Annotated in this window: 21 protein-coding genes and 1 tRNA gene; 13 read left to right on the top strand and 9 right to left on the bottom strand. The window is 70.7% G+C overall.

Going from position 1 to position 21827, the window contains the following annotated elements; all coding sequences use genetic code 11:
* Positions 1-3 precede the first annotated feature (3 nt).
* Complete coding sequence (locus AC068Z_RS11175) at positions 4-3948, bottom strand: nSTAND1 domain-containing NTPase (protein ID WP_478554354.1); 3945 nt, start codon at positions 3946-3948, stop codon at positions 4-6.
* A gap of 401 nt (positions 3949-4349) precedes the next feature.
* On the opposite strand from AC068Z_RS11175, the gene AC068Z_RS11170 reads away from it, so the two are divergent.
* Both AC068Z_RS11170 and AC068Z_RS11165 read left to right on the top strand, forming a co-directional pair.
* Entirely contained in the window at positions 4350-5573 is a 1224-nt protein-coding gene (locus AC068Z_RS11170) for an amidohydrolase family protein (protein ID WP_478554353.1), read from the top strand.
* Positions 5574-5663: 90 nt separating this feature from the next.
* Positions 5664-5858 (top strand): ferredoxin, encoded by a 195-nt coding sequence (locus tag AC068Z_RS11165; RefSeq protein ID WP_478554352.1) that lies wholly within the window; start codon positions 5664-5666, stop codon positions 5856-5858.
* On the opposite strand, the gene AC068Z_RS11160 is transcribed toward AC068Z_RS11165, so the two are convergent.
* From AC068Z_RS11160 to AC068Z_RS11150, 3 genes are all read right to left on the bottom strand, one after another.
* On the bottom strand, positions 5795-6598 hold the full coding sequence (locus AC068Z_RS11160) for a glycosyltransferase family 2 protein (protein ID WP_478554351.1): 804 nt from the start codon (positions 6596-6598) through the stop codon (positions 5795-5797). The genes AC068Z_RS11165 and AC068Z_RS11160 overlap by 64 nt on opposite strands.
* An 8-nt stretch (positions 6599-6606) precedes the next feature.
* Positions 6607-6975, bottom strand: a complete 369-nt coding sequence (locus AC068Z_RS11155; RefSeq protein ID WP_478554350.1) for a hypothetical protein — start codon at positions 6973-6975, stop codon at positions 6607-6609.
* Between the two features lie 115 nt (positions 6976-7090).
* A complete protein-coding gene (locus AC068Z_RS11150; RefSeq protein WP_478554349.1) occupies positions 7091-7456 on the bottom strand; it encodes a DUF6344 domain-containing protein in 366 nt (121 codons plus the stop codon).
* Between the two features lie 328 nt (positions 7457-7784).
* On the opposite strand from AC068Z_RS11150, the gene AC068Z_RS11145 reads away from it, so the two are divergent.
* Both AC068Z_RS11145 and AC068Z_RS11140 read left to right on the top strand, forming a co-directional pair.
* Positions 7785-7913: a DLW-39 family protein gene (locus AC068Z_RS11145; RefSeq protein WP_003999697.1), complete on the top strand. Its 129-nt coding sequence runs from the start codon at positions 7785-7787 to the stop codon at positions 7911-7913.
* Between the two features lie 348 nt (positions 7914-8261).
* Complete coding sequence (locus tag AC068Z_RS11140; RefSeq protein WP_478554348.1) at positions 8262-9410, top strand: hypothetical protein; 1149 nt, start codon at positions 8262-8264, stop codon at positions 9408-9410.
* A 99-nt stretch (positions 9411-9509) separates the two neighbouring features.
* On the opposite strand, the gene AC068Z_RS11135 is transcribed toward AC068Z_RS11140, so the two are convergent.
* Together AC068Z_RS11135 and AC068Z_RS11130 are read right to left on the bottom strand one after the other, a co-directional pair.
* On the bottom strand, positions 9510-10862 hold the full coding sequence (locus AC068Z_RS11135) for a serine/threonine-protein kinase (RefSeq protein WP_478554347.1): 1353 nt from the start codon (positions 10860-10862) through the stop codon (positions 9510-9512).
* A 129-nt stretch (positions 10863-10991) separates the two neighbouring features.
* Complete coding sequence (locus tag AC068Z_RS11130; RefSeq protein WP_451718250.1) at positions 10992-11540, bottom strand: helix-turn-helix domain-containing protein; 549 nt, start codon at positions 11538-11540, stop codon at positions 10992-10994.
* Between the two features lie 183 nt (positions 11541-11723).
* Between AC068Z_RS11130 and AC068Z_RS11125 the strand changes: the two genes are divergently transcribed.
* Positions 11724-11796, top strand: a tRNA-Ala gene (locus tag AC068Z_RS11125).
* Between the two features lie 474 nt (positions 11797-12270).
* On the opposite strand, the gene AC068Z_RS11120 is transcribed toward AC068Z_RS11125, so the two are convergent.
* Positions 12271-12966 carry a DUF5324 family protein gene (locus AC068Z_RS11120; RefSeq protein ID WP_478554346.1) on the bottom strand — a complete coding sequence of 232 codons (696 nt, stop codon included), beginning with the start codon at positions 12964-12966 and terminating at the stop codon, positions 12271-12273.
* 307 nt (positions 12967-13273) lie between these two features.
* On the opposite strand from AC068Z_RS11120, the gene AC068Z_RS11115 reads away from it, so the two are divergent.
* Positions 13274-13801, top strand: coding sequence for a peptidylprolyl isomerase (locus AC068Z_RS11115; protein WP_478554345.1), 528 nt, complete (start codon positions 13274-13276; stop codon positions 13799-13801).
* A 127-nt stretch (positions 13802-13928) separates the two neighbouring features.
* Positions 13929-14819, top strand: a complete 891-nt coding sequence (locus tag AC068Z_RS11110; protein ID WP_478554344.1) for a rhomboid family intramembrane serine protease — start codon at positions 13929-13931, stop codon at positions 14817-14819.
* A 280-nt stretch (positions 14820-15099) separates the two neighbouring features.
* Here AC068Z_RS11110 and crgA read toward each other — a convergent pair whose 3' ends face one another.
* Complete coding sequence (gene crgA / locus AC068Z_RS11105; RefSeq protein WP_362246877.1) at positions 15100-15354, bottom strand: cell division protein CrgA; 255 nt, start codon at positions 15352-15354, stop codon at positions 15100-15102.
* A 141-nt stretch (positions 15355-15495) separates the two neighbouring features.
* Here crgA and AC068Z_RS11100 point away from each other — a divergent pair, with 141 nt between their 5' ends.
* From AC068Z_RS11100 to AC068Z_RS11075, 6 genes are read left to right on the top strand one after another with little or no spacing between them, the layout of a single operon-like run.
* A complete protein-coding gene (locus tag AC068Z_RS11100; RefSeq protein WP_478554343.1) occupies positions 15496-16275 on the top strand; it encodes a DUF881 domain-containing protein in 780 nt (259 codons plus the stop codon).
* Positions 16276-16294: 19 nt separating this feature from the next.
* Entirely contained in the window at positions 16295-16993 is a 699-nt protein-coding gene (locus tag AC068Z_RS11095) for a class E sortase (protein WP_478554342.1), read from the top strand.
* A gap of 54 nt (positions 16994-17047) precedes the next feature.
* On the top strand, positions 17048-17209 hold the full coding sequence (locus AC068Z_RS11090) for a hypothetical protein (RefSeq protein ID WP_478554341.1): 162 nt from the start codon (positions 17048-17050) through the stop codon (positions 17207-17209).
* On the top strand, positions 17206-17844 hold the full coding sequence (locus AC068Z_RS11085; RefSeq protein ID WP_451718270.1) for an aminodeoxychorismate/anthranilate synthase component II: 639 nt from the start codon (positions 17206-17208) through the stop codon (positions 17842-17844). The genes AC068Z_RS11090 and AC068Z_RS11085 overlap by 4 nt, the downstream gene beginning before the upstream one ends.
* Positions 17841-18884: a class E sortase gene (locus AC068Z_RS11080; protein WP_478554340.1), complete on the top strand. Its 1044-nt coding sequence runs from the start codon at positions 17841-17843 to the stop codon at positions 18882-18884. Before AC068Z_RS11085 ends, AC068Z_RS11080 begins: the two co-directional genes overlap by 4 nt.
* A 13-nt stretch (positions 18885-18897) precedes the next feature.
* The gene (locus tag AC068Z_RS11075; protein ID WP_478554339.1) at positions 18898-19638 is read left to right on the top strand and encodes a class E sortase; all 741 of its coding nucleotides are present in this window, start codon (positions 18898-18900) and stop codon (positions 19636-19638) included.
* A 68-nt stretch (positions 19639-19706) separates the two neighbouring features.
* On the opposite strand, the gene pknB is transcribed toward AC068Z_RS11075, so the two are convergent.
* Complete coding sequence (gene pknB / locus AC068Z_RS11070; RefSeq protein ID WP_478554338.1) at positions 19707-21707, bottom strand: Stk1 family PASTA domain-containing Ser/Thr kinase; 2001 nt, start codon at positions 21705-21707, stop codon at positions 19707-19709.
* Positions 21708-21827: the final 120 nt, after the last annotated feature.

The raw sequence follows: 21827 nt of genomic DNA, 5'->3' as shown, positions 1-21827 counted from the left end.
TGGTCAGTGGTCGCACGGGGGGTCGTAGGAGAGGCGGGGCAGGTACTCGTCCCACTTCTCCTCGGTCAGGACGCCTCGGGTGGTGGAGCAGATCCGGCGGACGGCGCGGTCCACGTCGAGGTTCCACAGGCGGACGGTGTCCGTGCCGCTGGAGACGCCGAGCATCTGGCTTTTGGGGCTGAAGGACAGGAAGTTGCCCGTCTTGGCGTTGGGGCTCATCGACTGGCCGATGGGGGCGGCGTCGGCGGGCGCGGAGACGTTCCACAGCCGGACCGTGTTGTCGTTGCCGCCGCTGGCGAGGGTGCGGCCGTCCTGGCTGAAGGTGAGGGAGACGACCGCCTCGGTGTGACCGGTCAGCGTGGCCACCGGCTCGCTCACCCCCGCGGGGTCCGTCACGTCCCACAGGCGCACCGAGTCGTCGTCGCTGCCGCTCGCGAGGGTCCTGCCGTCCGGGCTGAAGGCGACCATGTTCACGGGGCCCTCGTGGGCGGTGAGCGAGCCTCCCCGCGCGGTCGTGTGCCGGGGGTCCGCGGTGTTCCACAGGCGGATCGTGCCGTCCGCGCTGCCGCTGGCGAGCGTGCGGCCGTCCGAGGAGAACGCGAGGGTGTTGACGTAGCCGCGGTGGCCGGTGAGGGGAGCGCCGTACGGGGTCGGCCGGGAGGGGTCCGAGACGTTCCACAGCTGGAGGGTGCGGTCGTCGTAGGCGGTGGCCAAGGTGCGGCCGTCGGGGCTGAACGCCAGCGCGTCCGGGCCCATGAAGCGGGTGCGCAGGGTCAGGGGCGGGCCGTGGGAGACCGGGCGGGTGGGGTCGGAGACGTTCCACAGGTACACCGAGCGGTTGCCCGTCAGCACCGCGAGGGTGCGGCCGTCGGGCGCGAACTGCAGGGAGCGCTGGCCGCCGTCGTCGGGCATGAACGGCTTGTTCAGTGCCATGGGCCGGTCCGGGGTGCGCACGTCCCACAGCCGTACGCTGCCGTCGCGTGCGGCCGTGGCGAGGACCCGTCCGTCGGGCCGGAAGGCTCCGCTGCGGCCGAACATGTCGGACGTGGGGATCGACCACAGCCGCACCTTGCTGTCGCCGCTGCCCGTGGCCAGGGTTCTGCCGTCCGGGCTGAAGCCCAGGGCGTACATCTCGCCGCTGCTGCCCGCGAGCGGCTCGCCCACCCGGGCGGGGTACGCCGGGTCGCTGACGTTCCACAGGCTCGCGGTGCTGTCGGCGCTGGCCGCGGCGAGCGTCGCGCCGTCCGGACTGAAGGCCACCGACCAGATGGGGCCGGTGTGGCCGGTCAGGGGCGGGCCGAGCGCGGACGCGTCACCGGGGTCCGCCACGTCCCACAGCCGTACGGTGTCGTCGGCGGCGCCGCTGGCGAGGGTCCGCCCGTCGGGGCTGAAGGCGACGGAGTGCACCAGGTCGGTGTGGCCGGTCAGCCGGCTGTCGTACGGCTTCGGGCGGCGCGGGTCGGTCACGTTCCACAGGCGGATCGTGTCGTCGTCGCCGCCCGCGGCCAGAGTGTCGCCGTCCGGGCTGAACGCTACCGAGCGGACGGCGGCGCCGGCGCCGGTCAGGGTGCTGATGGTCCTCGGGCGGTCCGGGCCGGAGACGTCCCAGAGGCGGACGGTGCGGTCCTCGCTGGCGGAGGCCAGGGTGCGACCGTCGGGGCTGAACGCGACCAGGTAGACGGTGCCCTCGTGCCCCGTCATGGGGGTGCGCAGCGGCTTGGGCCGGCCCGGGTCCGTCACGTCCCACAGGCGGATCGTGCCGTCGTCCGCCGCGCTGGCGAGGGTCCGGCCGGCCGGGCTGAACACCGCGCTGCTCACCCAGCTCGTATGGCCGATCAGGGGCTTGCCCAGGGGCTTCGGGCGGCCCCGGTTCGACACGTCCCACAGCCGGACCGTGCGGTCGTAGCTGGCGGTCGCCAGGAGCTTGCCGTCGGGGCTGAAGGAGGTGAGGTAGACGGCACCGGTGTGGCCGAGGAGGGGGGTGGCCAGCGGAGCGTTCACGATGGACACCAGCCGGTTGTTGGTGCCCTCGTCGTCCGGGCGCAGCCGGTGCGCGACCAGGTCGAGCTGGGCCGACAGCGACGGGTCGGTGTACTGGACGCGGTCGGCTTCGGCGACCACCTGCTCGAACACGGCGTCGTTGCGCTGCTGCCAGGCCACCACCGCCGAACCGACGGCCACCAGGGCCAGCACCATCAGCGCCGACACCGCGCCCCGCCGGATCCACTGGGAGCGCCGGCGCAGCCGTACGGACGCGGCCAGGAACTCCACCGCGCTGCGGGTCAGCAGGGTGTCCCCGGCCGACTTCGCCCAGCCGTCCGCCTGTTCCAGCCGGGAGCCCCGGTAGAGCAGGGAGGAGTCGCGGTGGGAGTCCTCCCAGGAGCGGCCGTCCTCCTCCAGTCGCTGGCGCAGCAGATTGCCGCCCCGGTCCTCGTCGATCCACTCCCGCAGCCTCGGCCAGGCGTGGAGCAGGGCCTCGTGGGTGATCTCCACGGTCTCCGCGTCGAGGGTGACCAGCCGGGCGCGGACCAGTGCCTCGAGGGACTCCTCCGTCTTGTCGGGGTCCGTCGACTCCGCCGCCAGCTGACGCCGGGTGCCGCGCCTGCGGGTGGCCTGGGTGTCCTCGCCGAGGCGCACCAGGCGGAGCAGCAGCAGCCGGGCCGCGGTCCGGGCCGCCGGGTCCAGGCTCGACCAAGCCCGTTCGGCGGTGGCCGCGACGGCTCCCTGGATGCCGCCGGCGGCCCGGTATCCGGCCAGGGTCAGCCGTCCCGACTTGCGGCGCTGCCAGGTGGCCAGCAGGGCGTGCGAGAGCAGCGGCAGCACGCCCGCGTCATGGGCGCCGCGCGGGCCGTCGGCGCTGACCTCGCGGACGATGAGCTCGGCGAGGCCGGGCTCCAGCTCCAGACCGACGGCCTTGGCCGGTCCGGTCACCGCCTCCCGCAGCTCGGTGGCGGTCAGCGGACCGAGCACCATGTGCCGGTGCTGGAGGGCGTCGGCGAGTTCGGGGTAGCCGAGGCACTGTTCGTAGAAGTCGGCACGGATGCCGAGGACGACGAGCGCGGGGGCCGGGGTGCCGTCGGCCGCCGGGGTGGAGGCGGCGTGCAGGAGCTGGATGAAGGCGTGCCGGTCGCGCTCCTCGGCGCAGAGCGTGAACGCCTCCTCGAACTGGTCGACGATGACGACCAGCGGGGCACCCGAGGCCGCCGCCGCGAAGGCCTCGCGGACGGCGGTCCCGAACTGCGGGCTGCCGGGCTCGTCCTCGGGACGCGATGTTTCACGTGAAACGCCAGGCAGCCCCGGGACGCGACGGCTCAGCTCCCCCAGCGGATCAGCTCCCGGGACGAGCTGGAGCACCTCCCCGCCCGCCTCCCGTAATGCGGGCACCAGGCCGGCGTGGAGCAGGGAGGACTTCCCGGCCCCCGAGGCGCCGACGAGCATCAGCAGTCCGCCGGTCCGCTCGGCGGCCCGGAGATGGGAGACGAGCGCGTCGGTGCTGCGCTCCCGGCCGAAGAACCAGCGGGCGTCCTCCTGCCGGTAGGAGGCGAGGCCCCGGTAGGGGCAGACGGTCTCCATGGCCGGCGCCTCGGACGCGGGCTCCTCGGCGACGACCGGATCGGCCACGGCGCGCTCCCACAGGAGCTGCCACTGCGTCATGTCGTACAGGCCGGGCGAGACCGCCGTCGCCCGCGCGCGCCGCGCCTGGGGGATGAGGACCTGGAGGACGGCGGCCAGGGCGGCGAACTGCGCCGGTACGTTCTTCGCGCGCCGCCAGTCGCTGATGCGCTGCGCGGACACCCGTACCGGGCGCCCTCGCTCGTCCATGCGCTGGAGCTGGACGACCGCCTCGGACACCCGCTTCAGGGGCGGGTTGCCGGCCTCCCGGTACAACAGCGCAAGGCGTTCCGCGAAGGCCGTGCGTGCCCCTGAGTCGGAACTCAAGGCGTCCACCCCTTACTTCACCCGCGCCTGGACGTCCGGACCGGAAAACTCACTTTATACGGCTGACCTGCGAGGAAGCCCAGGGTTGAAAACCGGAACCTCCTCGGAACGGGCCCCAACTGGCAGGATCACACCGCGTAGCCAGTCAACCGCGCGTCGTCCGGGGAGGCTGCCCGCGTCCGCAGCCTTTGCCGCCGTGACGGAAGAACGATCCCGTCCGCGAGCCTTCCCGACCAACCCGACTTCGGTCCGCGCCACGGCGTGGGACCGACACCGGCGCGTCGTTTGGCACCGGTCCCCGCGAGGGGAGGGACCGGTGCCGAACGACGCGGCACCCGTGTGCCGACACCTCCCGCTTCTTGCCGCTGCCCGCGTCCCGCCGTACCTTCGTATCTGACGAACCGTCAGATATGCGGTGGGAGGCAGCCGGCGTGGACGGCACCAGGGAACTGCCCAAGGTCATCAGCGTGGACGATCACGTGATCGAGCCCGCGCACCTCTTCGAGACCTGGCTCCCGGCCAAGTACCGGGACAAAGGCCCCAAACCATTCACCGCCGGGATCGGTGAGCTCGAGTACGTCGGCGGAAAGTACCGGTTCACCACCGATCCGGACGGACAGATCACCGACTGGTGGGAGTACGAGGGCGAGTTCTTCCCGTACAAGCGGATCATCGCGGCGGTCGGGTTCTCCCGGGACGAGATGACGCTCGACGGGATCACCCGGGAGCAGATGCGGCGGGGCTGCTGGGACCCCAAGGCACGCCTGGAGGACATGGAGATGAACCATGTCGAGGCCTCGCTCTGCTTCCCCACCTTCCCCCGCTTCTGTGGACAGACCTTCGCGGAGGCCAAGGACAAGGAGGTCGGGCTCGCCTGTGTGCGCGCCTACAACGACTGGATGGTCGAGGAGTGGTGCGGCGACAGCGGCGGCCGGCTCATCCCGCTCTGTCTGATCCCGCTGTGGGACATCGACCTGGCGGTCGCGGAGATCCACCGCAACGCCGCCCGCGGGGTGCGCGCGGTGACGTTCAGCGAGATCCCGACGTATCTCGGACTTCCCTCGATCCACTCCGGCTACTGGGACCCCTTCTTCGCGGCCTGCGAGGAGACCGGCACGGTCGTGAACATGCACATCGGGTCCTCCTCGCAGATGCCGGCCGCCTCCCCGGACGCGCCGCCCGCCGTGCAGGCCTCGCTGAGCTTCAACAACGCCATGGCGTCGATGATGGACTTCCTCTTCTCCGGAGTCCTGGTGAAGTTCCCGCGGCTGAAACTCGCCTACAGCGAGGGACAGATGGGCTGGATCCCGTACGCCCTCGAACGCGCGGACGACGTGTGGGAGGAGCATCGGGCCTGGGGCGGGGTGAAGGACCTGATTCCGGAACCGCCGTCGACGTACTACTACCGGCAGATCTTCTGCTGTTTCTTCCGGGACCGGCACGGCATCGAGGCGATCGACACGGTGGGGGTGGACAACGCCACCTTCGAGACGGACTATCCGCACGTCGACTCGACCTGGCCGCACACCAAGCAGGTGGCGGCCGAGCATGTGGCGGGTCTGTCCGACGAGGTGACGTACAAGCTGCTGCGCGGGAACGCGATCCGGATGCTGGATCTGCCCTTCGACCGGTGAAACCCGGGTCGGTGAACCCGAGGTCGCGGGAGGCCGCTGATTGACGGGCCCGCGGCCCGGGCAGGCACCCGGTGAGAGACGGGAGTGCGGATGTCGAAGGTCTCCGTGGATCCGGAGCTGTGTTACGGCTCCGGCGAGTGCGTCTACCGGGTGCCGTCCGTCTTCACCGTGGCGGACGGGTTCGGGGCCGTCATCGCCGGGCGGGAGGACCGCGGGGACGATCAGGAGGTGCGGGAGGCGGCGGAGCGGTGTCCGTCGCAGGCGATCGTGCTCGGCGGGCCGTAGGTCCAGCCGGTGGCGGCCAGCGCCCGGGCCCGGGCCTCCGCCACGGCCATCCGCGCCGCCCGCTCCGCCGGATCGACGTGCGAGGCCTGGCCCGTGGCCTGCCCCTCCCACTTCCGGTACAGCAGCCCGGCCTTGGCGGTGAACCAGCCCCGGCTCACGGCGTTCAGCGCCAGCAGCAGCCCGGTGTCCTCGGACGCGGGCAGCGCCATCCAGCCGCCGAGCGCGAGCAGCAGGTCCCGGCGGACGCAGAGCGTGGCCGGATGCACCTGGGCGCGGAAGTCGTGCGCCCGCCAGTGCTCGAGCACCGCGCCCCGCTCGACGGGACCGTCGCCGGGATCGCCGGGGAAGCCCACGGTGGAGCCGTCGGCCAGCAGGTCCAGGGCCCGCGAGGTCGTCCAGCCGATGCCGGGATCGCTCTCCAGGACGGCCAGATCACGGGCGAGCGCGCCGGGTGTCAGCCGGTCGTCGGCGTCCAGCACCTTCACGTACGGCCCTTCGGCGTGCGCCAGCGCGATGGTCCGGGCGACCCCGGGACCGCCGGAGCGGCCCTGCCGGAAGGTGACGCGGGCGTCGTCGGGGACGTACGGCGCCACGGCGTCGCTGGTGCCGTCCTCCTGGACGAGCCAGTGCCACTCCCAGCCGTCCGGCAGCTCCTGCGCGCACAGCGACGCGTGGGCCTCCGGGAGTAAGCGGGCCGAGGGGCCGTGGACGGCGGTCACGATGATGATGCGCCGGCGCACGGCCGCCCTCACCACCTTTCCAGCTCGGTGGTGAACAGCAGTTCGGTGCGGTCGCCGGGGAGCGTCACGCGGGAGACCTTTACGACACGGTCCTGGATGTCGTACGACGCCTTGCGCAGCACCAGCACCGGGGCGCTCGCGGGCAGTTCCAGTACCCCGGCCGCGATCATGTCGCGCGGCAGAAAGCTCGTGACCAGGCCGAACGAGGCGCTATCGGCGGCTCGTTCGTACTCGGCGTGGAAGACCAGATCGGAGCAGTCCAGGCCGGTGTCGTGCTCGGTGGTGCCGGGGCCGGTCCGCTCCGCGCACGGGCGGCGCACCCGGTTCTTCTGCCACTGATGGCGTCGGCTGTCGCGGACGGCGGGCGTGCGAGGCATGGGCTCAGGCTACGACGAGGCCCGGCCACTCTTCCGGGTGGCCGGGCCTGGTGAGGCGTACGCAAGTTCGCCGGATGGACGGGGGGATGGGGGGACGGAGTGCGCGAAGGCCCTGTCAGCGCTGCAGCGGGATGAGGGTGTCCTCGGCCGGGGGCGCGGCGGCGTCGCAGTCGACGGGCGCGGCCTGGTCCGCCTCGGTGTCCTCGACCGGGCGGTGGCGGCAGCTCGGTGTCTTGCCGTGGGCCTCGGCGCGGATGCGCTGCTTCATCGTGGGGGGCAGTGACCGGGCGTAGGCCCAGGCCCAGTGGGTCATCGCCGGCACCGTGAACTCGGTGCCGCTCTCGCTGCCGGTCTCACGAGCCGACTCGGTCTGCGGTACGGCCGCGGCGGCGGTCGTGGTGACGAGTCCGAGCGCCGTGCACAGCGCGAGGAAGGCGGTGACGATGGCGGTCCACAGCTTCATGACCTTGTTCCGGGCCATGGCCCCTCACTTTCGGGTTGGGCGATTTGCGTACTTTCCTCATGATGTGTATGGGGGCCGCGAAGTGGTGGACCTACGCCCGTGGCGCGTCGATGTTCAGATGAACACCACCCGGATGGGTGCAAGCAGCCTGAAAAGTGGAGAAGGGGGTTCAAAGTCACCGTCTGTAGGGGTGTGATCACCCTCAGATCGGAGCGGCGGTCTCCGCTTCTACTGCGGTCCGCGAGTGGTGAGTTGAGGGCTCCGCACAGGTCACCGATCGATATCGGTCGGTGTGTATAGTCGGGCGCCAGAGGTCCCCTACGTCAAGGAAAGACGAGGTCGCGCGGTGAAGAAGCTTCTCCTGGTCGCACTGGCCGCCATCGGCGGGCTCCTCGTGTACCGCCAGATCCAGGCGGATCGCGCCGAGCAGGATCTGTGGACGGAGGCGACTGACTCCGTGCCCACGGGTTCGTGACAACCTGATCTGAGAACAGACCCCGGCCGTGGTTGCGGTCGGGGTTTTGTGTTGTTGGGCGGGTGGGGCGCGGCCCGGGTGGGCAGGATGGGGCACGTTCCGGGGCCCGGCGGTGGCGGGGCTCGCGATGTCGAGGGTCTGATGGCACAGGCCGCGTTGACGAAGGCCTGACGACAGGCCGGCGAGGGCAGGGGGCGGTGCGTGATGGGGCGGCGTGCGGTGTGCCGCGTGGCTGTGGCGGGGGCGGTGCTGTGGGCGGCCGTCGCCGGGACCGGTGGACCGTCCGCGGTTGCGGCGGGGACGCCGACGCCGTATGGCTTCTCGCCGGACGCCACGACCGTCCCTGGCGTGGCCGGAACCGCGGACGCCACCCGTCTGGAGTCCGGGCGGACATACCGCAGTTCGCTCCCGGTGAGCGAACAGGTCTACTACCGCCTCGAACTCGACGCCACCTCCAGTGCTTACGTCTCCGCCACCGCGGTCCCTCCGGCGGACGCCGTCGTCTCCGCCTCCGACGGGATCCGGGTGTCCGTCCAGGACGCCGACGGGCGCTCCTGCGGCGCGGAGACGGAGAACTTCGGCGGCGGCAGCAGCGCGCGGCCGATCACCGCCGTGGGCCTGCGCGAGCCGTCCGCGTCCCGTTCGCGGTGCGCGGCGGCGGGCACGTACTACGTGGTCGTCGAGCGGGTCGGTACGACGGCTCCGGAGGATGTCGCCTGGGACCTGGAACTCGCCACCTTCTCCGAGCCTCCCCTCGCGGAGGCGGCGGCCACCACGGCCCCCGAGGCCTGGGACTCCGCCGCTCCCCGGCCGCTGCCGGACGAGGCCGTACGGCGGCCCGGTGGCGCGGGGTTCTCCTCGGCCGTTCCCATCGGACAGGGCGTCTGGAGCTCCGACCTCCCGCCCGGCCGGACCGTCTTCTACAAGGTGCCGGTCGGCTGGGGCGAGCAGGTGTACGCCACCGCGGAGCTGGCGGGTTCCGCGGCGGGCTCCCGGGTGGTGGTGGGCGCGCTGGAGCTGTCGCTGCACAACCCGGTGCGCGCCCCGCTCGACGACGCGAGCCTCAACTACACCGGCAGCCGGCGGGCCGTGTCGCTGGATCCGCTGCCGCCGGTGGCGTACGGCAACCGCTACGGCGGCACCGACCGGGTCGCGGGGATGCGCTTCGGGGGCTCCTACTACCTGGTGGCGCATCTGTCCGCGCAGGTGGCCGAGCGGTTCGGGGACGGCCCGTTCGCGTTGACGCTGCGGGTCCGGGTCGAGGGCCCGGAGCAGTCCGGTCCGGCGTACGACGGGCGGTTCGAGCCGCAGGGCGTGTTCGCGCCGGTGGCCGGTCCGGGGGAGTCGGACGCGGTGCCCTCCGGGGGCGGCGGGGGCGGGGAGGACGACACGGTCATGACCATCGTCGCGGTGAGCGGGATCGGCGGGGGGACCGTGATCCTGGCCGTGCTCGGGGTGTGGGCGGCTGTGGGGCGGCGGAAGGTTTCGTCGCTCTAGGGGCGGTGGCTGTGAGCTGTCGGGGCGTTCGCCGGGGCTGGTGGCTGTGAGCTGTCGAGGCCCTGTCGGGGCCCTGCAGAAGCCCTCTCGACGTGCCCCTCAGATACGAGCCAGCGCCCAGAACCCCGCGATGTAACAGGCCACGGCGAACAGCAGCAGCGGGATCGCGACCTTCGCGGGCGGTCCCGTGCGGCGGGCTGCGCGGCGGCGGGCCGTGCGCGGGCCTACGGGAGTGGGAACCTCCGGGACCCGAGCGGTGTACGAAGCAGTAGAGGCAGTCTCGGGCGGCCGGTGCGGAACCGGGGTCGGGGGCTGCGCGGGGTACTGCGGGGCCGGGGTGTACGAACGGGGGGAGGACAGGACATGGGCGGGTCCGTACGGGGAGGAGCCGGGCTGTTCCTGAGGCTGTTGGCGGTGCTCGGGGTGGGCCTGGGGGTGGGACTGCGGCTGTGCTTGAGCTGGTGGCCGGGGCTCGGCCGGCGGTCGCGGGGGCGCCGGCGGAAAGCTGCCCGTGTCCGACATGCTGGGCAGGGCTTTCGTCGTCGTGGTGCGCTCCACCCCGGGCGCCTTCTTCAGCGGGCCCTGTGGCCCGTAGCCCTCCGGCAGGGACCCGAGTTGGTCGAAGATCTCGATCAGCTCGTCGTCGGGGCCCGGCTCCGGGAGCAGTTCGACGGCCGAGGCGAGGGCCTTTCGGGCGCCGGTCGCGGTGCGGAACCGCGCCTGGGGGTCCGGCTGGAGCAGCGTCGCCACGATCTGCCACAGCGGCTCCGGAATCCCCTTTGGCGCCCCCGGTGTGCCGTGCGCGGCGAAGTACTCGATGAGCGCCTTGGCGTCCGGCTTGGCGCCCTCCAGCAGATACAGCGCCACCAGCCCTACGGCGAACAGGTCCGCGGGGAAGTCCGGTTCCGCGCCCAGCAGTTGCTCGGGCGCCAGGTAACCGGGCGTTCCCACCACGAGGTTGGTCTCGGTCAGCCGGGGTTCGCCCAGCCGCATCGCGATGCCGAAGTCCGACAGCCGCAGCCGCGGGCGGCCGGTGCCGGTGGCCTCCAGCAGCACATTGGCGGGCTTGATGTCGCGGTGCACGACCTGCTCCGCGTGCACCGCGGCGAGCCCCGCGAGGAGTTGGTCGAGCAGCGTGCACACGAAGGGCGGGGGCAGCGGGCCGTAGTCGCCGACCAGGTGGACCAGCGAACCGCCGGCGACCAGGTCCATGGTGAACAGGACCTTGTCGTCGTCGGCGGCCCAGCTGGCGGGGGCGAGGACATGGGGGTGGTCGATCCGCAGGGCCTGCTCGCGGACGAACCGCAGCAGCGAGTGGGCGTCGCTCTGCTGGAGCACCTTGGCGGCCACGTACCGGCGGCGGCGGTGATCCCAGGCGCGCCAGACGGCGCCCACCCCTCCGCGACCGATCGGGTCGACCAGTTCGTACCGCCCGGCGAAGACCTCACCCATGGCTGTGCGCCGCTCCTCCCCCTCCGCTTACCCCCCTTGCTTCCCCCTCGACGGGAGAAACGACTCCCCCTCGCGCCGCTTTGCCGTCCGCCCGGTTGCCGAACCCCCTTCGGCGACCGGGACCAGGGGTCAGCTCTGGTGCGACTGGTAGTGCGCGACCGCGTCGGAGGTGCGGCCCGCGCCGTAGACGCGCAGGAACTCCGCCAGCTCCGGGTGGGTCGGGGCGAGGGTGTCCGCGGCGTCGATGATGTCGCCGGCGGCGGCGACCGAGCGCAGCAGCGACTGGATCTCGCGGACCACCCGCTTGACCGTGGGCGCCCCCGAACTGTTCGTCGACTGTGTGGCGTTGCTGAGCACCGAGCCCCCCTGCGACTTCTTGATCTCGTCCATGCGCTCGGTGGCCTCGGCCGCGCTCACGCTGCCGTCCGCGACCTGCCCCGCCAGGTCCTGGAGCAGCTGCACCCGCTGCACCACGGCCGGATTGCCGATCTTCGCCCGCTGACCGCTCATCAGCTGGGACAGCATCGGTGCGGACAGTCCCAGTACCCCCGCCAGACGAGCCTGGTTCAGACCAAGATCGTCTATAAGCTTACGGAAGAGCGCCCCCAGCGGCTCCCCGTACCAGTTCCGCTGCAGTTCCCGCGCTCTTGCGGTGGCTTCCTGCTGTGCGGCGTCCATTGCGTCTCCCCATCGCTTCCCCATGAACCGCGGTTCGCTGTCGCGAACCACGCCGAGCATCTTACGGAGAGTGGTCGGCCATCGGGACCCCCAATCTTTTTGCGGGATACCGGGGGTGACCCGGTACTCTGGTTCGCGGCGCCCACCGGAGAAGTGGTTCTTCCGGCGGACGTCGCCTTTCCCGGGGCCTTAGCTCAGTTGGTAGAGCGCTGTCTTTGCATGGCAGATGTCAGGGGTTCGACTCCCCTAGGCTCCACAGCCCGAGACCCCTCCCACCTGCGCAAACGCGCGGTCGGAGGGGTCTTTGTGTTCCGTGGGCGGGCGCGGTCAGGGCCCGATCACCTGCCTCAGCACCGACGGCGTCGCCGCCCAGGTGCTCAAGCACCGCTGGAAGACCCGCGGCCGCGACCTCCACCTGGTCCACGACATGGCCGCCCAGTGGCCGATCCTGCGCGGCGGGCTGTCTCGCACTGGGCGTAGACCTCGCGGGCGAGGACGGAGCCAATGCCCCGCCCCGAGGGGAACAGCGAGATGTACCGCGCGTGCCGTGGGGCCGACGCGACGATGCGCAGGCGGGGGAAATCGTTCACGCGGGACGCCACCCAGCAGGACATGCCGCTGGAATCCGTCGGCCGGCCCGACGACCTCGTCCCAAAGGAACAGCCCCGCGAGGCGGGAAACCCCCGACAGGTCTCCCGCCCCACGGGGCGCTTGGGGGTGCGGGCTCAGGTCACTGGCGGTCGTCGCGGTTCGCGGCTTCTTCCTCGGCCTGCTTCGCCTGGACCTCGGGGTCGAGGGGGGCGCTGCCGTCCACCGAGGTGAGGTGGCCCGACTCCGGGACCTCCGTCGCGGCGGGCGGCTCGACCAGCCAGTCCGGGTTGGCCTGCTTGTCCCACCACTTCCAGGCGGCGAACGCGCCGCCGGCCACCGCGCCCAGCACCAGCAGGGTCTTCGCGAACCGGCCCGCCCTCGCCCGCCGGTCGTGCTTGCGGACCAGCTTCTGGATCTCCTCGGGCGTGACCTGACCGCGCAGCGCGGCCAGCGCGGCCACACCACGGGCGGCGGCCTCGTCCCTCACGGGCACTGCCACTGCCACGGCATGCTCCAGCCGTGGCCGCGAATAATCGGCCGCCTGCCGGGCAGCCACCATGGTGCGGGCGGCGGCCTCATGGGCGGCATGGTCGACCTTCGGCGGCACATGGGTACGGGCCTGTTCCAGGCGCGGCACGACATGGGTGTCGTACTGCACGCGGGCCTGTTCGGCGGCCTGGGACACCTTCGGCGCGAGTCGTACACGTGCCTCGTGTGCGTAGTGCGCGGCCGTGTCCTTGGCCGTGCCGGCGTAGGGCGCCACCACGTCCGCGGCGTGCCGCACGCTGTCCTTCGCCGAGCCGGCTGCGGCGCGCACGCTGTCTTTGCGGGTCACGGGATCCTCCTCCTCGGTGGCGTTACGGTATTTCGACTTTCCACCCTTTTAGGGATCATGCCTGTCAATGGACAGGGGGGCATGTGCGGGCGGGCATCCGGGTCACAGAGACGAATAAGGACAACAGGAGCTTGTCGACGACAATGCCACGGATCGCCCGTCCGCGCCCCCGGCCCGGCGCGACTCGGCCGGATTTCCGCTGGCGAAAGTCCCCGGAGTGCGCCGGGAAGAGGACGTCAGGGCACCGACGGGCCGCGAGGACCGTGCGAGGATCGGGGAATCACCGCAGGACGACGGAAGGCACACCGTGGCCGAGCAGCTCTACGCCACCCTGAGGACCACCCAGGGCGACATCGAGGTCCGGCTCCTGCCGAACCACGCCCCGAAGACGGTCCGGAACTTCGTCGAGCTCGCCACGGGGGAACGGGAGTGGACGAACCCCGCCACCGGTGAGCGCTCCAGCAACCCCCTGTACGACGGCACGATCTTCCACCGCGTGCTGAGCGGCTTCATGATCCAGGGCGGCGACCCCCTCGGCACCGGCATCGGTGGCCCCGGCTACGAGTTCGAGGACGAGTTCCACCCGGACCTGCGCTTCGACCGGCCGTATCTGCTGGCCATGGCCAACGCCGGCCCGGGCACCAATGGCTCGCAGTTCTTCATCACCGTCGCCCCGACCCCGCACCTCAACCGCAAGCACACGATCTTCGGCGAGGTGACCGACCCGGCCAGCCAGAAGGTCGTGGACGCCATCGCCGTCACCCAGACCAACCCGCGCACCGCCCGCCCGGTCAACGACGTCGTCATCGACTCGGTCGTGGTCGAGACCCGCTGAGCCGCTCAAGACCGGCCGAGCCGCCCGGCCGACGGCCCACGGCGTTGTCCGAAGGGAACCAAACGCCCCGCTCATCCGTAAACATGGGCGGGGCGGACGCATGCCGGACGACGACTTAGGGGATCTCATGGACCAGGCGCCAGACAGTGCGCACCAGGCCCAGGGCCTGCCCGGCTGCTACCGGCACCCGGACCGCGAGACCGGCGTCCGCTGCACTCGCTGCGAGCGCCCGATCTGCCCCGAGTGCATGGTCAGCGCCTCCGTGGGCTTCCAGTGCCCCGACTGCGTCCGCACCGGCTCCGGCACCGGGCACCCGCCCGCCGCCAACCGTCCCCGCACGATGGCGGGCGGCAACCTGACGGCCGACCCGCACCTGGTCACCAAGATCCTCATCGGTGTCTGCGTCGCGGCCTACCTGGTCCAGATGGCCGTGGGCGACCGCTTCACGGACAGTTTCGACCTCATCGGACGGGCCTTCGTCCCCCACCTCGGCGATGTCGAGGGCGTCGCCGAAGGCCAGTCGTACCGGCTGCTGACGTCGATGTTCCTGCACGGCAGCGTCATCCACCTGCTGTTCAACATGCTCAGCCTGTGGTGGCTCGGCGGCCCGCTGGAAGCCGCCCTCGGACGCGCCCGCTACCTCGTCCTCTACTTCGTATCGGGCTTGGCCGGCAGCGCCCTCGCCTATCTGCTGGCCGAACCGAACACCGCCACCCTCGGTGCCTCCGGTGCCATCTTCGGCCTGTTCGGAGCCACCGCCGTCCTGATGCGGCGCATGAACTACGACATGCGCCCGATCATCGCGCTGCTGGCGATCAACCTGATCTTCACCTTCAGCCCGGGCTTCAACATCTCCTGGCAGGCCCACATCGGCGGCCTCGTCGCGGGCGTCCTGGTCGGGTACGGCATGGTCCACGCCCCGCGCGAGCGCCGTGCCCTCGTCCAGTACGGCATCGCCGCCGTCGTGCTGGCCGTGGTCGTCGGCCTCACCGTGCTCCGGACCGCCCAGCTCACCTGAGCCTCGCGTATCCACAGCTGAGCGGCCCTGTTGTCCACAGCATGTGCCGGATCTTGTGCACACTGTGCGGGAACAACTGTGCCCCCTGTCACTGACCGGTGTTTCCGCAGGTCAGGCAGGGGGCGAACGCGTTTTCGATTGCCGGTACTTCCGTCACACCGGCGTCAACGGCCCGGGGGTTATCCACAGATCGTCTTTCTTTTCCACTCCGTGTGGACAACGGCTGTGGATAACTCAGTGGATAGCCCTGGGCAGAGGTGTGTTCACCGGGCCGTGGCCGCTACTTCCACTGCGTGGAGACACCGAATCCGGCGGCGATGAACCCGAAACCGACCACGATGTTCCAGTTGCCCAGAGCGTCGATGGGCAGCGAGCCGTCGGTCACGTAGAACACCACGATCCAGGCCAGCCCGATCACGAACATGGCCAGCATCACGGGTGCGACCCAGGCGCGGCTGTTCAGCTTGATGGCGGTCGCCTGCTTCGCCGGCGGCGGCGTGTAGTCGGCCTTCTTGCGGATACGTGACTTCGGCACGAGGGTCTCTCCTGTCGATGCGCTGCGTGGCCGCGCAGGGAACTGGGGCTGGCTCGGGGCAGCGTAACTGGGGACTCTTAGTGCTCCCCCGGGCGTCCGTTAGCGTAGTGCTTCCGTGGCGCCGAAGGAGATAAGGGTACGTTGAGCAATTCTGCCGACTTTCCCCCACCGGGATCCAGTCCTGGCCCCGAGCGCCGCTTCCGGCCCGTGCGGGTGCTCACCGCTGCCGTCTTCGCGCTCGCGGGCCTCATTTTCTTCACCAGCTTCAACACGGCCAAGGGCACCAATATCCGTACGGATGACTCGTTGCTGAAGCTGTCGGACCTCATCCACGAGCGCAGCCTGAAGAACGGGGAGCTGGACGAGTCCAACGCGGCCCTGCGCCAGGACGTGGAGACGCTCGCCGAGCGGGACGACGGCAGCACCAAGGCCGAGGACGAGAAGCTCGCCGGCCTGGAGAAGAGCGCGGGCACCCAGAAACTGAAGGGCGAGGCGATAAGCGTCACGCTCAACGACGCCCCGCCGGACGCCACCGCGAAGCTGCCGGGCTATCCCGAGCCGCAGCCCGACTACCTCGTCATCCACCAGCAGGACCTCCAGGCCGTGGTGAACGCGCTCTGGGAGGGCGGCGCCAAGGGCATCAAGGTCATGGACCAGCGGCTGATCTCCACCAGCGCCGTCCGCTGTGTGGGCAACACCCTGATCCTCCAGGGCCGCGTCTACTCACCGCCGTACAAGATCACGGCTGTCGGGGAGCCCGAGAAGCTGCAGCAGGCGCTCGCGGAGAGTCCGGCGATCCAGAACTACATGGTCTACGTCAACGTGTACGGACTCGGCTGGAAAGTGACCGAGGACGGGACGGTGACTCTGCCCGGTTACTCGGGCACAGTGGATCTGCAGTACGCCCAGCCCGTGGAGTGAGACCGACCGGGAGCTGCCGGTGCGCGTTGTCGTCAGGACCGTCAGCGAGCTGTGCATCACCGTCGGCACCGTGATCGTGCTGTTCGTGGTCTATGTGCTCTTCTGGACGGGCGTGAAGGCCGACCATGTGATGGACGACCAGATCGACCAGCTGGAAGAGCAGTGGGCGCGGGGGAGCGTGAAACCCACCGGATCACCCGGCGCTCCCGGCGCCGCGGCCACCAGCCCGCCCGAGCCGGTGGCGTACCGGAGCGGGAAGCCGTTCGCCATCATGTACATCCCCCGGCTCGGTTTCACGTGGAACAAGCCGGTGCTGGAGGGCACGGCGACCGGCACCCTCAAGAAGGGGCTCGGCCACTACGCGCACACCGCGCGGCTCGGGCAGCAGGGCAACTTCTCCGTCGCGGGCCATCGGCGGACGTACGGAGACCCGTTCAAGGACTTCCCCAGGCTGCGGCCCGGGGACGCGGTGGTGCTGACGGACGGGACGACCTGGTTCACCTATCGCATCGACAAAGGTCCCTACAAAACCGTGCCGTCGGACATTGAGGTGATCGACCCTGTGCCACGTAAATCGGGGTACACGCGCGCGGGGCGCTACCTGACGCTGACCACATGCGATCCGGAGTGGGGGCACAGTCACCGGCTGATCGTCTGGGCGCACCTGGACGCCACACAGCCCGTGGAGGCCGGGAAACCAGCGGCCCTGCGCCGTTAGTCTGGTGGGCGGTACGGCGTGAGACCGGTGCCGTGGCGCAACGGAAGGGACGGCATGTACGGCTGGATCTGGCGGCATCTGCCGGGAAACGCGTGGGTGAAGGCGCTGCTCTCCCTCATGCTGGTCGTCGCCGTGGTCTACCTCCTTTTCCAGTACGTCTTTCCGTGGGCCGAGCCTCTTCTTCCCTTCGGTGATGTGACGGTGGACAACCAGTGAGCGCGCGCATTCTCGTCGTCGACAACTACGACAGCTTCGTCTTCAACCTGGTCCAGTACCTGTATCAGCTGGGCGCCGAGTGCGAGGTCCTGCGCAACGACGAGGTCTCCACGGCCCACGCCCAGGACGGCTTCGACGGCGTCCTGCTGTCCCCGGGCCCCGGCACCCCCGAAGAGGCGGGCGTCTGCGTCGAGATGGTCCGCCACTGCGCCGCCACCGGCGTCCCCGTCTTCGGCGTCTGCCTGGGCATGCAGTCGATGCAGGTGGCGTACGGCGGTGTCGTGGACCGCGCGCCGGAGCTGCTGCACGGCAAGACCTCGCCCGTCGAGCACGAGGGCAAGGGCGTCTTCGCGGGCCTGCCCTCCCCCTTCACGGCGACGCGCTACCACTCCCTGGCCGCCGAGCCGGCCACCGTGCCGGACGCGCTGGAGGTCACCGCGCGCACCCACGACGGCATCATCATGGGCCTGCGCCACCGTGAACTCCCGGTCGAGGGCGTGCAGTTCCACCCGGAGTCGGTGCTCACCGAGCACGGCCACCGGATGCTGGCGAACTGGCTGGTGGAGTGCGGTGACCAGGGCGCCGTGGCGAGGTCGGCGGGGCTCGCCCCGGTGGTGGGCAGGGCCACGGCGTGACCCAACTGCGCCCCGAGCGCGAGTCCGGTGCCTCGTACGGGGAGCAGCCGTACGGGGACTCCGGTGCGCTCGGGGAGTGGTACGGCAGCGCCGGGGCGGGTGAGCCCTGGGCGCAGCCGGCCGACGAGGAGACGGTGGCGCTGCGGGTTCCGGATCCGTCTCCGGCGCAGCGAATATCCGCGTCTGAGGGCCGTTCCGCCGCTTCCCCCTCCGGGAGCCCGGACGGGGGCCGCGCGGCCCGCAGAAAGGCCGCCAAGCGGCGCCACGGGCGTCACGGGGGCGCACCCGGCGCACCCCAGGAGCCGACGCCGCGGGACGGACGTCCGCTTTCCCGCGTGGAGGCGCGCCGGCAGGCGCGGGCGCGCAAGCCCAGCGCGGGAGTGGTGGCCAGCCGGGCGATCGGCGAGGTGTTCATCACGACCGGTGTGCTGATGCTGCTGTTCGTCAGCTACCAGCTGTGGTGGACGAACGTCCGGGCGCACGCGCAGGCCGACAAGGCGAAGGACTCCCTCCAGGAGGACTGGGCGAGCGGCAAGCGCAACCCGGGGACCTTCGAACCGGGCCAGGGCTTCGCGATCCTGCACATCCCCAAGCTGGACGTGGTCGTCCCGATCGCCGAGGGGATCAGCAGCAAGAAGGTGCTGGACCGGGGGATGGTCGGGCACTACGCCGAGGGCGCGCTGAAGACGGCGATGCCGCAGGCCAAGTCGGGCAACTTCGGTCTGGCGGGCCACCGCAACACGCACGGGGAACCGTTCCGGTACATCAACCGGCTCGAGCCGGGCGACCCGATCGTGGTGGAGACCCAGGACGAGTACTTCGTCTACAAGATGGCGTCGATGCTGCCGTCGACGGCGCCGAGCAATGTGAGCGTGCTGGAGCCGGTCCCGCCGGGTTCGGGTTTCACCGGCCCCGGCCGCTACATCACGCTCACCACGTGTACGCCGGAGTTCACCAGCAAGTATCGGTTGATCGTCTGGGGCAAGATGGTCGAGGAACGGCCGCGCAGCAAGGGCAAGCCGGATGCGCTCGTGCAGTAAGGGCAGATGAACAGTGGCAGCCACCACCGAGCAGCAAGAGCTCGTCGATCCCCCCGCCGCGCCGCGCCGCCGGGGCTCCGGCCGGATCGCCGCGGCGATCAGCGTCTTCGGTGAACTCCTCATCACGTCGGGCCTGGTGCTGGGCCTGTTCGTCGTCTACTCGCTGTGGTGGACCAACGTCATAGCGGACCGCAAGGCGGACCGGCAGGGCGACAAGGTCCGCGACGGCTGGGCGCAGCAGGACGGGGACGGCCCGGTCGCCTACGACTCCGGGAACGGCGTCGGCTTCCTCCACGTCCCCGACATGAGCAAGGGCGAGATCCTGGTCGAGAAGGGCACGGCGTCGAAGATCCTCAACGACGGCGTGGCCGGCTACTACACCGACCCGGTCAAGGCGGTCCTGCCCACCTCCGGCAAGAAGGGCAACTTCTCGCTGGCCGCCCATCGCGACGGCCACGGCGCGAAGTTCCACAACATCGACAAGCTGGAGAAGGGCGACCCGATCGTCTTCGAGACGAAGGACAAGTGGTACGTCTACAAGGTCTACGCCGCGCTCCCGGAGACCTCGAAGTACAACGTCAAGGTCCTCGGCGCCGTCCCCGAGGAATCCGGCAAGCGGAAGGCCGGCCACTACATCACCCTGACGACCTGCACCCCGGTCTACACGAGCCGCTACCGCTACATCGTGTGGGGCGAGCTGGAGCGGGTGGAGAAGGTGGACAGCCGCCGCACCCCGCCGAAGGAACTTCGCTAGACGTAAGAGGGCCCCGGCTCCCCCCTCTGCAGGGGAGCCGGGGCCCTCTTACGTGCTGTGGCGGTGGATCAGTTCTCGGTGCGGTAGGCCACGCCGTTCACGCCGCCGAAGATGCCGCCGTTGTCGTTGCCGCCGTCGCCCTGGCCGCTGTCGACCGCGATGATGTTGACGGCCGAACCCTTCTGGACCGTGCTTCCCGGGGCCGGGTCGGAGCTGAAGACAGTGGCGTTGTCGTCCTGGGAGCCCTGGACGTTGCCGACCACCAGGCCGGCGTCCTCCACCATCTTCTTGGCGTCCTTCAGCTTCTGGCCCTGGATCTGCGGGACCTGAACCTGGGTGTTCGCCTGCTTGCCGACCTGGATGTTGACCTTGGAGCCCGGGTCGGCCTCCTGGCCCGCCGCCGGGGTGGTCGTGATGACCTTGCCCACCTGGTTCGGGTCCTGGGTGTCGACCTCGGTGCACTCACCGACCAGCTCGCTGGCCGTCATCTGGGCCTTGGCCTCGTCACAGGTCTTGCCGACGACGTCGGGGACGGTGGCCTTCTCCTCGGCCTTGGCGACTGTGAGGGTGATCGTGGAACCCTTCTCGACCTCCTCGCCGAGTTCGGGGTCCTGTGCCGTCACGGTGCCTTCCGGCTCCGACGACACCTCCTCCACCTTCTTGACGTCGAACTGGTACTTGTCGCCCTCCAGCGTGGACTTGGCCTCGTCGAAGTCGTCGCCGAGGACACTCGGCACGGCCACCTTCGGTGCCCCGGTCGAGACCACCACGTTGATGGTGGACTCCTTCTTGACCGACGTGCCCTGCCTCGGGTCCTGGGTGCAGATCTTGCCCTTGGGCTGGTCCTCGCAGGGCTTCTCCGTGGGGACGAGCTGCACTTCGGCGTTCTTGGCCAGCCGCTCGGCCTCGTCCAGCGTCTCGCCGATCAGGGCCGGTGCCTTCGTGGTGTCGTTGGCCACACCCTCGTTGTCGAAGATCCACCGGCCGATCAGGATCGCGCCGACGAGGACCAGCACCGCCGCCACGACCAGCAGGATCGTGGAGGTGTTGTTCTTCTTCTGGCGGCGGCGGTCCGGGCGGTCGTCGTAGCCGAAGCCGCCGTCGTCGGGGTTCATCGGCGGCAGCATCGACGTGGCGCCGGCGTCCGTGGAGCGCAGGGCCGTCGTCGGCTGGTCGTCGGGGTAGCCGCCGTAGCCGACCGAGCCCATCGCCGCGGTGGCCGCGACCGGCTGGCCGTCGAGGCAGGCCTCGATGTCGACCCGCATCTCGTCGGCCGACTGGTAGCGGTAGTTCGGGTCCTTGACCAGTGCCTTGAGGACGATGGCGTCCATCTCGGGCGTGATCTCGGGGTCGAAGACCGACGGCGGCTGGGCCTCTTCGCGGACGTGCTGGTAGGCCACCGCCACCGGGGAGTCGCCCACGAAGGGCGGCCGTACCGTCAGCAGCTCGTACAGCAGACAGCCGGTCGAGTACAGGTCGGAGCGTGCGTCGACCTGCTCGCCCTTGGCCTGCTCCGGAGAGAGGTACTGGGCCGTGCCGATGACCGCGGAGGTCTGGGTCATCGTCATGCCGGAGTCGCCCATGGCGCGGGCGATGCCGAAGTCCATGACCTTGACCTGGCCGTTGCGCGTCAGCATGACGTTCGCCGGCTTGATGTCGCGGTGGACGATGCCGTTGCGGTGCGAGTACTCCAGCGCCTGGAGGATGCCGATGGTCATCTCCATCGAGCGCTCCGGCAGCAGCTTGCGGCCGCTGTGCAGAAGCTCACGCAGGGTGGAGCCGTCGACGTACTCCATGACGATGTACGGGATCGACACGTTGTCGATGTAGTCCTCGCCCGTGTCGTAGACCGCCACGATCGCGGGGTGGTTGAGCGAGGCGGCCGACTGGGCCTCCCGGCGGAAGCGGGCCTGGAAGGACGGGTCGCGCGCGAGGTCCGCGCGCAGCGTCTTCACCGCCACGGTGCGGCCGAGCCGGGTGTCGTGCGCGAGGTATACCTCGGCCATGCCACCACGGCCGAGCACCTGGCCCAGCTCGTACCGGCCGCCGAGGCGACGCGGCTCTTCCATAAGCTACCTACCAGCCCTCTCCGTCGGTCCCGACCCGCACGTTCGTACGGTTCGGAGGCTGCCGTCCGGGCCTACCGTACCCGGCTCGCTTTGTGTGACCTGGCCAAGCCCGTCAGCCGA

Source organism: Streptomyces sp. NPDC043726 (assembly GCF_056436565.1).
The sequence above is the reverse complement of the archived record's forward strand: the minus strand, read 5'-3'. Positions and strand labels throughout refer to the sequence as shown.

Bases quoted from the DNA above. Each gene is read 5' to 3' on its own strand.
- AC068Z_RS11170 (WP_478554353.1), top strand. From the start codon at position 4,350: ATGCGGTGGGAGGCAGCCGGCGTGGACGGCACCAGGGAACTGCCCAAG.
- AC068Z_RS11165 (WP_478554352.1), top strand. From the start codon at position 5,664: ATGTCGAAGGTCTCCGTGGATCCGGAGCTGTGTTACGGCTCCGGCGAG.
- AC068Z_RS11155 (WP_478554350.1), bottom strand. From the start codon at position 6,975: ATGCCTCGCACGCCCGCCGTCCGCGACAGCCGACGCCATCAGTGGCAG.
- AC068Z_RS11150 (WP_478554349.1), bottom strand. From the start codon at position 7,456: ATGGCCCGGAACAAGGTCATGAAGCTGTGGACCGCCATCGTCACCGCC.
- AC068Z_RS11135 (WP_478554347.1), bottom strand. From the start codon at position 10,862: ATGGGTGAGGTCTTCGCCGGGCGGTACGAACTGGTCGACCCGATCGGT.
- AC068Z_RS11130 (WP_451718250.1), bottom strand. From the start codon at position 11,540: ATGGACGCCGCACAGCAGGAAGCCACCGCAAGAGCGCGGGAACTGCAG.
- AC068Z_RS11110 (WP_478554344.1), top strand. From the start codon at position 13,929: ATGGACCAGGCGCCAGACAGTGCGCACCAGGCCCAGGGCCTGCCCGGC.
- AC068Z_RS11090 (WP_478554341.1), top strand. From the start codon at position 17,048: ATGTACGGCTGGATCTGGCGGCATCTGCCGGGAAACGCGTGGGTGAAG.
- pknB (WP_478554338.1), bottom strand. From the start codon at position 21,707: ATGGAAGAGCCGCGTCGCCTCGGCGGCCGGTACGAGCTGGGCCAGGTG.